We start from the raw sequence: 11,833 nt of genomic DNA on the forward strand, positions 1-11,833 counted from the left end.
GTTGGGTTATCCAGCCTGAACGCAGCACATCGCTTTCGTACCGGACGGGGATAACGTATAGAGCAAGACCGTGCGACACGGTGATTGCGGCACTGCAGTCGCCGGAAAATCAGCCAGGCAAAGCGCAGGGGCAATTTCACCGCGAACGAGTCCGATGGCGGTGAGAAAACCAAACGCCGAGGCGGCGGGAAATTCCCCGCACGCGTGTTGATAGGCACCGCAAGGGATGGGACGGCCAGCGCGGCGAGCAAGAGCGGCAGCCACCGCGTAGTAAAAAGGTTTCAATTGATGATTCCCATTAAATCCGGTCACCAGCAGGTCCACCCGATCCAGTGTTTCACCATTTTGAGCGAGCGTTTCAATAATCCAATCCGCCTCCGCACAGGCATCAATAGGTTGACCTGCGAGTGCATTGACCCGGCCCAACCGGATACCGTTTACCCAGGCAATGGGTGGTTGGTTTCCAGGATTGCGCGCCAAGGCAAAGACTGTACATCCTTCGCCCGGATAGACAGCCGGTTCCGATTTATTCCCCCAGCGTTGCCCGGTAGCCAGATGGTAGGCATTTAGTTCATCCGCTGCGCCAATCAACATGAGGTCCGCGTGTTGCGTCGCCAGTTCCCGACTGCCATGCCACAAAGCGGCCTCGAACGAGATTTCGCGCTGCACCATCGTGGAATTGAGCCCCGTTAATTCCAGTTCAAGGGCGATTTGCGACGCCAGCGAATTATGCACGGAATTGGTAAAGAACGCCGGGCGCGGTGCGCGCTCGTCATTGATAACCAGGTTTTCCACAAAGGCGGCGGTGTCGTTGAGCGAACCCAGGCCGGTGCCAAACGCCACCCCCGCACGCGCATTGGTGACTCCGGCGGCAGCCCAGCAACGACGGGCGGCAGCCACGGCCATCTGCTGAAGCCGGCCAAGCCGTCGGCGTTTCGCGGGCTCGATCAAGGCATCCGCGCCAAACGGTTTGCACGCCAGCACGGAGACGGTCCCGGCGGATAACGCGGCGGGCATCTCAAACTGCGTGGGCATCGCACCTCCCTGGCGGAAGGTATCCTGAATTTCTGCCAAGGTGCTGCCAGCAGCAGAAGCCGCACCGTACTCGAGAATCGCAAAACGGCCGCAATCCGGCCAGGGGACTTGCCCGTGCTCAACCAAGGTGTTTTTTTCGCCGACCACAGTGGGAACAACGCCCGACTGGCTAATACCCGGCCTCGCCGCATCCGCCCGGGAAAAAACCAATGCCGCGTTATTGCCGCCAAACCCAAATGAATTGCTCAGGATATGCGTCAGGGATTGCGAACGAAACTCAGTAACCGGCCCCCCGCCTGGTAGCCGTCGAGGTAAGGAGACGGACCGTTCCATCCCAAGGCCCGGATCGAGCGTCTCCATCCCGAGATTTGGCGGAACCGCTTGCTCCCGCAACGCCTGCACACAGATCACCGCCTTGATGGCGCCACTGGCCGCCAGAGTGTGACCGAAGAAACGTTTAACCGAGGCAAACGGCGGCACCTGGTCACCAAAAAGTTGACGCAAGGCTTTGGCCTCCATGGCGTCGTTGTCGGGCGTGCCGGTACCATGTGCGCTGACATAGTCAATGCGTGCGGGTTCCAGACCGCTACGCTCCAATGCCTGCCGCATGGCCGCAAGCGCGCCGCGCCCCTCAGGCTGCGGTGCCGTCGCGTGAAACGCATCGCAACTGGCCCCCCAACCGGAGAGCCGCGCCAGGATGGTGGCCCCACGCGCATGGGCGGTTTCTTCCGACTCCAGCACCAACATGCCTGCGCCTTCGCCCAAACTGATGCCGGTGCGACCGGCATCAAAGGGCCGGCACCCTTTCGGATCAAGCAACAGCAACGAGCCAAAGCCATTTAGCGTCAACCGGCACAGGGAATCGCTGCCACCGGTCAGCACCAGGTCCGCTGCCCCTTGCTCAATCAGTTCGGCGGCGGCAGCAATCGCCATGGCTCCGGCGGAGCAAGCGGTGGAAATGGTGGTACAGGGACCTTGTGCCTGCACCATGCGCGCGCATAGATCCGTGCTGCTGGCGCATTCGTGAAACCGCAACGAGCCAAAGCGATGCCGCTTTTCCCGAAGTAATTGGTGAAGGAACTGTTCTGTGCCGCGCATCCCGCCCACGGTGCTGCCGAAAATAACGCCGATGCGTTGCGGGGACAGACCGGAAGAGTTGGAAACTTCAGCCGGATTCAGACCAGCGCTAGAGAGGGCTTCCCGGGCGGCGATCCAGGCCAGTTTATCGGAGCGCGAGCCGCGCACCTTCCCGGCGAGGGCATCCACATCCTCCCGCACCTGACCCACCAAGTGATGACCAAAACGCGGGGAGGAAAAAAGTGTCAGCGGTCCCAAACCGCTCCGGCCATCCCGAATCGCCTCCCACACCCGCCGGCTGCCGCAACCGGCAGCGCAGAGGATTCCGATGCCTGTGACGACTGGGCTGCGCCGGGACATTATTTGCGATTGGCGCAGACGAATTCGGCGAGTGATTGCAGGGAAGCGAACGCTTTATCGGCCACGGCACGCTCCTGGATGAGAATGCCATAGTCCTGTTCGAGCAGGGCCACGATTTCCAGCGCATCAATGGAATCCAACCCCAGACCGACCCCAAATAGCGGGTCGTTGGGCTTGATATCCGCCGGCTTGACCCCTTCCAGGTTCAGCGCCTTGATGATCTTGACCTTCAGCTCTTCAATCAGGGTTTCCATACGTCTATTGCTTCTGTATCTGCGTTCCATTGTTCATATCCACCGGGAAAGGTCAATTTCTCTCTGGTAAGAGCCTGAATAAATCTTGCCGCACGGCTTTGGCAGAGACCTGATATGGATCGTTGAATAGCTTTGGAAAATCTGCCGTCTAACTTGAAAGCATGCGCTATGGATCATAAAAAACACGTAACCGATCACGCCACTCGGGGAAATAGGGTTGTGGCTGCCTTTACCCTGATTGAACTGCTGGTGGTAATCGCCATCATTGCCATTCTGGCAAGCCTGCTGTTGCCGGCGTTGGGGCGCGCCAAAGAAATGGGCCGGCGCATTCATTGCATGAACAATACCAGAAATCTGGGCATGGCGACGCGCCTTTATGTGGATGATAACGATGGCTTTTTTCCACCCCGCACCCGCACCAACCGCTGGCCGACCCTGCTGAAGCCCTGCTACCTGGATTTTAGGATTCTCATTTGCTTGAACGACTTCCAGGATGGACGGGATTTTAGCACATTCTCCGATATTGATACCAATTCCTTCCCGGCCGATGCCGCGCCACGCAGTTATATCATCAATGGCTGGAATGATTATTATCGCACCACGGGCAGTAATGTAACGAGTTATAAGTTCGGTTCGCTTAACATTGCCATGCCGGAAACTTTCATTCAGGAACCGTCGGAAACGGTGGTCTTTGGCGAAAAGGATAAAAGCTCCGGCCATTTCTATATGGATTTCGACATGTATGACGACATCATGCAGTTGGACCAAAACAAACACGCGACCAATGACAAAAACAGCCGCACTGGTGGTTCCAATTATATCTTCGCTGACGGTAGTGCCCGCTTTGTCAAGTTTGGAAAAACCTTGGCCGGTCCTTCCAATCTTTGGGCGGTCGTTGGCGCAGATCGCGCCTTGGGGCTTGCGACGCCTTAAGCCAGCTTATTCCAAATCGCTATCAAGATGGGACTAATTCGCTGGTCTTTTGAGCTGCTGGCTTCGTTGCTCGCTCGTTGCAGACCGCTACGGGTATGCGCCTCGCTCGCGGCTCGCCAGCCGCCCAATATCCTGCGCGCCTTAGCCTCATCTTGAAAGCTCATTGGAATTATTCAAAAATCTCCACGAGTAATCCCGTACGCGCACGAATTGCCTCGGCAAACTGCGCCAAAACATCAGGTTCCAGGGGCGTCGCATACGGTTCCGGGGTGGCGCGCGCAACGGTATAGGCGTGAACAGCCTTGATCTGTGCGCCGCCATGAACGAGTTCCACCAAGCATTGGCAGTAGGCCTCCAATTCCGCCGCTGGCATGGCTTGACCATGCACCCGCAGCAACATGGTCTGGATGATGATGGGGCGGACTCGGGCGGTTTCCAGCAGGTTACGGAGAATACGGTCAAAGCAAACATGGGATCGGTTTACCAGTCGGAAATACGGGTCCGTACCAGCGTCCAGTTTGCCCCAGATTTCCCCCTGATTGGCATCCATGATGGCCAACCCGCGTTTTACATCCACCTTATCCAACCCGGCGGCATCGGTAATCAACACAATTTTGGTTTCGGCCAGCCCTTCGGCGCGTTTGACTCCGGCGACCACGCCCACGCACTCGGCAAAATTGGGAATCATCGTTGGCTCGCCATCTCCACTAAATGCCAAGTCACGGATTTGTTGAGCCAACTCCCGGGTTTCCCCGAACTTGGGCACGATGGTCAACTGGCCAGCTTTGACCATCTGGATCAGCGCCGTCAGCTCCTCGCGCAATTGCGGCACATTCACTTCCTTGGCCTGCCCCGGAATACGGCGATCCACCTCACAATAGATGCAATTAAAGTTGCACACCTTGTCCGGGTTCAAGTTGACCCCCAAGGAAAGCCCGCGCGACCGGCGCGATATCACCGGATAGACAAATACAAAATCGGAGAACCGCCGGTCGTGATCCCGCACAGCGGCTAGCGAACTGGATACCTTTGTTTTGCTCTCAGACACAGCCTAAAGGTAACCCAACTATCGGAAATAGGCACCATCTAAATATACGAGCACCTCACATGCCCATGATCTGGTAACCGCAATCCACGTACAGAACCTGGCCAGTCATGGCAGCCGCGCCATCGCTCGCCAGAAACACGCCCGTTGCCCCCAGTTCCTCGGGCAGCACATTGCGTTTCAGCGGAGAATGCTCCTCGTACTGCCGCAACATTTCGTTAAATCCGGAGATACCGCGCGCCGCCAGAGTGTTCACCGGGCCCGCGCTGATGCAGTTGACACGGATTTTTTGCGGGCCAAGATCGTAGGCCAGATACCGGGTGCATGCTTCCAACGCGGCTTTAGCAACCCCCATGACGTTGTAATGCGGAACCACTTTTTCCGCGCCATAATAGCTCATGGCGATGATGCTCCCCCCCTCGGTCATCAAGGGCGCAGCACGGTGCGCCAGGGCCACCAGGGAATAGGCGCTGATATCGTGCGCCATGCGAAATGCCTCGCGGCTCGTGTTGACAAAGCGGCCTTCCAAGGCCTCCCGCGGCGCAAACGCCACCGAGTGCAGCAGCAAATGCAGTTTGCCGAATTTTTTCCCAACCTCGCTGAACACGCGGTTGATCTCATCGTCGCGGGTGACATCGCACGGCAACATCAAGGTATCCGGGCCAAAGGTGGCCACCAGCTCCTCAACATTTTCCTTGAGGCGTTCACCCTGATAGGTGAAAGCCAGCTTGGCGCCCTGCTTGTGCCACGCCTGCGCAATCGCCCAGGCGATGGAACGCTTGTTGGCAACCCCGAATACGATCCCGTATTTTCCAGTTAGTAATGACATAAATAACGCGGGCTACTTTATATCATGGATTGGCGGTTTGTCCACCTCACAAAAAAGCCTCCTCAAGACCGCATAAAGAAGTTGGCCAAATGCTCCCAAACTGCTACGGTTCCTGTGTGAGCTTTGTTGCAGAGTTTGAAGCCCTGCCGATGACAACCCTGTCGCGGCTGGCACTGTCCACCATGCCCGAAACGGCGCGGGAGATTCTGTCGCGTCCCATCCGGTCACTGGCTGATTTTGCGCGGCTGATTTCCCCGGCGGCCTCCAACGAGTTGGAGACGATGGCCCAAGAATCACAACGTCTTACCCGCCAACGCTTTGGAAAAGTTATCCGGATGTTCGCACCGATTTATCTCTCGAACGAGTGCATCAATAACTGCCAGTACTGCGGGTTCTCCCGGGATAACCCCATCGTGCGCGTGACTTTGAATGTGGAGGATGTTAAACGCGAGGCATCGGCCTTGAGCGCCCAGGGATTTCGCAATATCCTATTGGTGGCCGGGGAACATCCCAAGTTCGTGTCTGCGGACTACTTGGCAGATTGTGTTCGCGAACTGCACGCCGCCACCCCCAGCCTCTCGCTGGAGGTGGGGCCAATGCCAACCGAAGATTACCGTAAAGTCGTCCAAGCCGGAGCGGATGGTCTGGTGATTTATCAGGAAACATACAACCGCAGTGTGTACGCGGAAATGCACACCACGGGTCCGAAACGCGACTTTAACTGGCGGCTGGAAACTCCCGAGCGCGCTTACGCCGCCGGTTTTCGGCGAATCGGAATTGGTGCGCTTTATGGACTGGCCGACTGGCGGGCTGAAGCCATTTGTGTCGCCGCTCACGCCGCCTACCTAATGCGCCATTGCTGGAAGACATTTTTCACCATCTCCCTGCCCCGCCTGCGCCCCTGCGCCGGGTCCTTCCAACCGCGCTCGCAGATGACGGATCGGGAAATGGTCCAACTGGTATGCGCTTTCCGCCTGTTCCTGCCCGATGTTGGTTTGGTGCTCTCGACCCGGGAATCGGCGGCGTTACGCGACGGTTTGATCCCCTTGGGCATCACTCTCATTAGCGCGGGTAGCCACACAGAGCCAGGCGGCTACACGGGCGCTGGACAGGACAAACTGCACCTGACGGAACGGGGACGGTTGAAAGAACTGACTTTGGGGGCCAGCGAATGGGCAGCGGAAGGAACCAATCCAAAAGCCACCGTGCAGTTTGAAATTGCGGATGCTCGCTCGGCTGAGGAAGTCGCTGCCCGCCTGCGACGACTGGGCTACGAACCGGTTTGGAAAGATTGGGACACTGCCCTAACGGCATAAATGACCATGCATGGCACCAGCACACACTGTTTTGCCATGGCGCTGGCGCTGGCCGGTTGGTGGTGCTGTCAAGCTGCGGTAATGGCGGAAACCAACGCCCTGTTACGCGCGGAAACACTCTGCCTGATTTGCGCCAAGCCGCTTCCGCCCGGTACGAATTACCACCACCCGCGTGGTTTCATCTGCGGTCCCTGCTACCTAGCCGGACCGCGCTGCAATTACTGCGGCATCCCGGCCAAAGACAATGCGGTGCGCACCACGGACGGGCGCATTTTTTGCCAGTGGGACGCGCCAGAACTGGTCCTGACCACCGAGCGGGCACAGCAAGTGCTGGACGAAACTCGGAATGAATTGGACCAGCGTTTGGGATCACTGATAAATCTTCGTTATACCAATATTCATCTGTCGCTATTTGACGTGGATTACCGCCGGCGCAACGACGGTTCGCCCAAACCCGATGAAATGCATCAATTAGGGTTTTCCCACACCCGGGACACCGGGGATGGCCTGGTGCATAACATGCTGCTATTTAGTGGGCAGTCCCGCAATGCGACCGCCGGAACCTGCGCCCATGAACTCACCCACTTGTGGATGCACGAGAACGTGCCGGATACGCGGCAGATCGAACCGGACACCATCGAGGCGATTTGTGAGGTGGTCGCTTATCGTTTGATGGTACAACGGGGGGATACCAACCAGGCCGCCCACATCCGCACCAACCGCTACACCAACGGACGGATCATCACCCTCATCGAAGCCGAAACCCGGCATGGTTTGCGACCCATTCTGGATTGGGCAAGAACCGGCGACGAAGCTACGCTGCCGGAGTCTTGGACGGATGGCACCCCACGAGCAACGCCGCCAACCCCAGTACCCGTGGTGATCTATGGCACACCGGACCCACCGACCTTCAACCGTCTGACCTTGCAAGGCATTCTCGGCACCTCGCAACGCCGGATTGCCATGATCAATAACCATTCATTTGAAAAGGATTCTGAATGGGTTTTGCAGATTGACGGACGAGATGTCCGAGTCCGCTGCCTGAACATCGAACCCAAAACCGTGACCTTGCAGATAAACGAGGGCGGAAAACCCGTCACTTTGGAATTACCATGAGCCAAATCATTGCCAACGGCCAGCCGGTGCCGGCCAAACTCCCCTGTACCATCGAAGCATTTTTAATCGCCCAAGGTCTCCTGCCACGCAGCGTGGTGGTAGAGCATAACGGCGAGGCCGTGGCCCCATCGGAATTTCCACAACGCCAAATCCAATCGGGCGACCGGCTGGAAATTGTGAAGATTGTGGCTGGCGGATAATTGTATCCCAAAAACACTGCCGCTCACAATCCCGACAGCATCGGCAGCTTTACCGTGGCGGGAGAGCGGGAGAAAAACTCCTCCGCCTGCCGCGATAACTCATCCAGCGTTTGGGCTTTCGCCAAGCCGTGGTAGAACGCGTGTCCGAACGCGTAATTGGCGGCGAAATACTTGGTGAACATCTTGATCCGCGTAACCGCAGCCTCCGGTGGAAAATCCTCCCGCACGTACTGAAACAATTTTCTCCAAACTTGTGGATAATCCACAGCAATCGTGTTATCCCAAGCGGCAAAGACCCACGGACGCGCCACCGCCATGCGCCCAATCATGATGGCGCTGGCGGTTTGCAAATGCGGCCACTGCGCTTGCACCTGCTCTGCAAAACCAAGGTCGCCATTCGCCACCAACGGCAGTCGTGTCAATGACGCCACCCACGGCACCTGTTCGTGTTGCGCACGCCGTGCAAATTTATCCTCAAAAAAACGAGGGTGAACAATCAAGGCATCCACGCCAGCCGCCTCCAGAAATTCCACCCGTTCACGGAAATGCGTTTGCCACTCCGGCCCACGGCTGCCCAAACGCACTTTGGCGGTCAGGATGCCAGGCCAGTAGCGGCGCGCCTCAGTCACCACCCGGCGCAGAGCCGCAAAATTCTCGAATAGGGCGCTTCCGGCTTCCTTCGCCCGGATGGCCATGGCGTCGCAAGCCAGGTTTAAATCAATCGCCTCAACACCGTTTTCCCCCATCCGCTGAAGAATACGATCCAGAGGATCCCCTGCCCTGGCCATCAACTGGAAGACGACGAAGCCTTCCTCAGGACGGCGACGAAGCCACGGTGATTCTGCGAAGTTTTCTTTGAGAATTTGCCGGGGCGCCAGCATCTCCGTCCAAAACCCGCCACAACCGCCGAGTTCGGCCACCAAACGGCGAAACGCGCTGTGCGTATAGCCAGCCAGCGGCGCACAGAACCTGGCAGGCGCAAACCGCTTTCCCCGAATAACGCAGTGATCAAACATACCGCTATAAAATTACCTTAGCACGCGCCGCAGGTCCAAATATTTCCGACTAGCAGACATGAAAAAAGCCCATGAACCTTTCGATTCATGGGCTTTCAAGCAGGTAACCAGTACTAAAATTAAGCGGGTATCAAAGCTGTTTGACGGCGGCGGAACAGTTGCAAGCCACCATACATGGCCAAGCAAAATCCACCACCCACCAAACCATACGTGGTCGGTTCGGGGGCAGCAAAATCAATGCTCATAGAAGGTGTCCCCAGCACCCCGGCTTCATGCGCATTGAAACCGAAATTATTGTTGTCCACATTGCGAAACAAAATGAAGGTTACCCCGCCATTGACATCGCTGTTAAGAAACTGGGCTAACAGGCTCGAAGTAATGCTAAATGGAACTTTATTAGCTGGCGTGGAACCAAATGAAAAAGACCCCAAATTCTTTAGATTCGCGTTACCGTTAACAATGTCACTTCCAGAATAAAAACCGGTTGAGGCACTCTCCACCCAAGGAGCGGCTATATCCCCCGCTGCACCTTCCGCAATCCCCAACAAGGTGACCATACCACTGGACGACGGGCTCGTTGGCAGATAATACGTCAAATTCAAAGTGGCGGAAGCGACCGGAGATCCAAGCCCCGGCAGAGAGAAGTGGATATAAGCGTATTGAGAAGCCGTGGCATCAGGAGTGGGAGTACCAAACCCATCATCTGAAGTTTTGACGGAAAGAACGTTGCCACTAGGCGAAAGCAGTAGGGGAGCCGAAACGATCGGCACAGGGGCATTAACCCCGTTCGCCCCGTGAAACGTGGCGTCACCATCGGGTCCGATCACCAAGGAAGCTTGGCCACTAGTGCAAGCCAAAATGGCTGCCACACCTGACGTAAAAATCAATTTTTTCATAACAAACATCCACTAATCAGATTCCGTTAACTCACTCAATCTGTACTCAAGGTACCACCCTATTGTTTTTGTGCAAAGGAAATTTCAACGTAATTCCCACCCTGATTGGCCAGTGATTTTCCACCTCTTTACCGCCCTGTGCGTAACCCCATTGGGATTCCCACTACATCTTCGCGCACATCAGTGAAACTAGTCAAAAAGAGGCCCGTCTGTTTCCAGACGGGCCTCCGATGCAATTTATCAAGCGCGGCTCAGGCTTTAGCCAACTCGGCTGCCTTAGCTTCGGCGGGTTTTGCTTCGCCTTCCGTCTTGGCTTTTTGTTCCCCTTCAGCGGGAGCAGGCGCAGGAGCAGTTGACGGCACATCCACCCATTGGATGATGGCCATCTGGGCTACATCGCCTTGGCGCTTGCCAAGTCGCATGATGCGGGTATAACCGCCATTGCGCTCCTTTTGAGCGGGGGCGATTTCCTTGAACAGAATCTTCACCTCTTCCGTTTGATGGAGGCGGGCAACGGCCAACCGACGGGCATGGATGGTTCCTTGTTTGGCAAGGGTGACCATTTTCTCGGCAATGGGGCGGGCCGCCTTGGCCTTGGCCAAGGTGGTGGTCACAGATTTGTGCCTGATCAGACTGCAAACGAGGTTGGCCAGCATCGCGTTGCGATGTTCAAACTGGCGGCCAAGTTTGGCGGTACGTTTAAGATGACGCATAGAGTTCCTTTATTCCTTCTGTGGCAGCTTGGGTTCGGCGGGAACCGGAGGCGCTTCAAACAGATCTGTTTCGAAGTGCATGCCCAAGTTCAATCCCAAGGTTGAGAGCTTCTCTTTGATTTCGTTCAGCGATTTCTTGCCGAAATTACGGTACTTCAACATTTCAGCTTCGGTCTTCATGGCCAACTGGCCGACAGTGGTGATGTTGGCGTTGTTCAAACAGTTGGCAGCACGGACACTCAGCTCAATCTCATTCACGCTCATGTTGAGCAATTTCTTGAGCTTCATCTTTTCATCATCCTGCCTATCGACTACTTCCTCGAACTCAACAGCGTTCTTGTCGTAGCCGACAAACACATCGAGATGATGCTGCAAAATAGCGGAAGCCTGGGTCAGCGCATCGTCGGGCGTAATACGTCCATCCGTGAAAATTTCCATGACCAACCGGTCATAGTCGGTACGGTTCCCTACCCGGGCCGGTTCGACGGCATATTTGACGCGGCTCACCGGAGAAAACAGGGAATCAATGGGAATGACACCGATTACCTGTTCCGCCTTTTTATTTTGGTCGCCCGGACAAAACCCACGCCCCACCTTGACGGTGAGTTCCATTTCAAACTTGCGCTTACGGTCCAAAGTGCAAATGCGCTGTTTCGGGTTAACCAATTCGATATTCTGATTGAGCGTGATGTCGCCCGCAGTCACTTCGCCCTCTTTATTCACGGAAAGCATCAGCACCTGTTCCTCGCGGGAATGCGCCTTGAACAGCACTTTCTTGAGGTTCAATACGATATCGGTGACATCTTCCATCACTCCGTCCACGGTGGCAAACTCATGCATGGCACCATCAATGCGAATCGAAGTAATGGCCGCGCCCTCAAGCGACGACAACAACACCCGGCGCAGTGAATTGCCGACGGTATGGCCGTAACCCGTCTCAAACGGTTCCGCAATAAACTTTCCGTAGGTTTCCGTGGAAGCGGCATCATCTTTCGTCAACCGCTTGGGCATTTCAAATCGCCCTAGTCTTACTGGCATAACAA

At 56.2% G+C, this 11,833-nt stretch carries 12 protein-coding genes; 4 read left to right on the plus strand and 8 right to left on the minus strand.

Features of this window, described 5'->3' with window-relative positions:
• Window positions 1-6 precede the first annotated feature (6 nt).
• Both WCO56_01610 and WCO56_01615 read right to left on the minus strand, forming a co-directional pair.
• Entirely contained in the window at window positions 7-2,472 is a 2,466-nt protein-coding gene (locus tag WCO56_01610; protein ID MEI7728233.1) for a beta-ketoacyl-[acyl-carrier-protein] synthase family protein, read from the minus strand.
• Window positions 2,472-2,726: a phosphopantetheine-binding protein gene (locus WCO56_01615; GenBank protein ID MEI7728234.1), complete on the minus strand. Its 255-nt coding sequence runs from the start codon at window positions 2,724-2,726 to the stop codon at window positions 2,472-2,474. Before WCO56_01615 ends, WCO56_01610 begins: the two co-directional genes overlap by 1 nt.
• 219 nt (window positions 2,727-2,945) lie before the next feature.
• Here WCO56_01615 and WCO56_01620 point away from each other — a divergent pair, with 219 nt between their 5' ends.
• On the plus strand, window positions 2,946-3,659 hold the full coding sequence (locus tag WCO56_01620) for a type II secretion system protein (protein MEI7728235.1): 714 nt from the start codon (window positions 2,946-2,948) through the stop codon (window positions 3,657-3,659).
• Window positions 3,660-3,828: 169 nt separating this feature from the next.
• On the opposite strand, the gene WCO56_01625 is transcribed toward WCO56_01620, so the two are convergent.
• Window positions 3,829-4,707, minus strand: coding sequence for a radical SAM protein (locus tag WCO56_01625; GenBank protein MEI7728236.1), 879 nt, complete (start codon window positions 4,705-4,707; stop codon window positions 3,829-3,831).
• A 55-nt stretch (window positions 4,708-4,762) separates the two neighbouring features.
• A complete protein-coding gene (locus WCO56_01630) occupies window positions 4,763-5,533 on the minus strand; it encodes an enoyl-ACP reductase (GenBank protein ID MEI7728237.1) in 771 nt (256 codons plus the stop codon).
• Between the two features lie 116 nt (window positions 5,534-5,649).
• Between WCO56_01630 and thiH the strand changes: the two genes are divergently transcribed.
• The 3 genes from thiH to thiS are packed head-to-tail and all read left to right on the plus strand — an operon-like array spanning window position 5,650 to window position 8,165.
• Entirely contained in the window at window positions 5,650-6,849 is a 1,200-nt protein-coding gene (thiH, locus tag WCO56_01635) for a 2-iminoacetate synthase ThiH (protein ID MEI7728238.1), read from the plus strand.
• 6 nt (window positions 6,850-6,855) lie between these two features.
• Entirely contained in the window at window positions 6,856-7,965 is a 1,110-nt protein-coding gene (locus tag WCO56_01640; GenBank protein MEI7728239.1) for a hypothetical protein, read from the plus strand.
• The gene (gene thiS / locus WCO56_01645; protein ID MEI7728240.1) at window positions 7,962-8,165 is read left to right on the plus strand and encodes a sulfur carrier protein ThiS; all 204 of its coding nucleotides are present in this window, start codon (window positions 7,962-7,964) and stop codon (window positions 8,163-8,165) included. The genes WCO56_01640 and thiS overlap by 4 nt, the downstream gene beginning before the upstream one ends.
• Before the next feature lie 23 nt (window positions 8,166-8,188).
• On the opposite strand, the gene WCO56_01650 is transcribed toward thiS, so the two are convergent.
• From WCO56_01650 to WCO56_01665, 4 genes are all read right to left on the minus strand, one after another.
• The gene (locus tag WCO56_01650; protein MEI7728241.1) at window positions 8,189-9,181 is read right to left on the minus strand and encodes a tRNA-dihydrouridine synthase family protein; all 993 of its coding nucleotides are present in this window, start codon (window positions 9,179-9,181) and stop codon (window positions 8,189-8,191) included.
• A 119-nt stretch (window positions 9,182-9,300) separates the two neighbouring features.
• Window positions 9,301-10,077, minus strand: coding sequence for a hypothetical protein (locus tag WCO56_01655; protein MEI7728242.1), 777 nt, complete (start codon window positions 10,075-10,077; stop codon window positions 9,301-9,303).
• 251 nt (window positions 10,078-10,328) lie between these two features.
• Window positions 10,329-10,790 (minus strand): 50S ribosomal protein L17, encoded by a 462-nt coding sequence (gene rplQ, locus WCO56_01660; protein MEI7728243.1) that lies wholly within the window; start codon window positions 10,788-10,790, stop codon window positions 10,329-10,331.
• Window positions 10,791-10,799: 9 nt separating this feature from the next.
• On the minus strand, window positions 10,800-11,828 hold the full coding sequence (locus WCO56_01665; protein MEI7728244.1) for a DNA-directed RNA polymerase subunit alpha: 1,029 nt from the start codon (window positions 11,826-11,828) through the stop codon (window positions 10,800-10,802).
• Window positions 11,829-11,833 lie beyond the last annotated feature (5 nt).

It is taken from the genome of Verrucomicrobiota bacterium (genome assembly GCA_037139415.1).
In the GTDB taxonomy this organism is placed as follows: Bacteria; Verrucomicrobiota; Verrucomicrobiia; order Limisphaerales; family Fontisphaeraceae; genus JBAXGN01.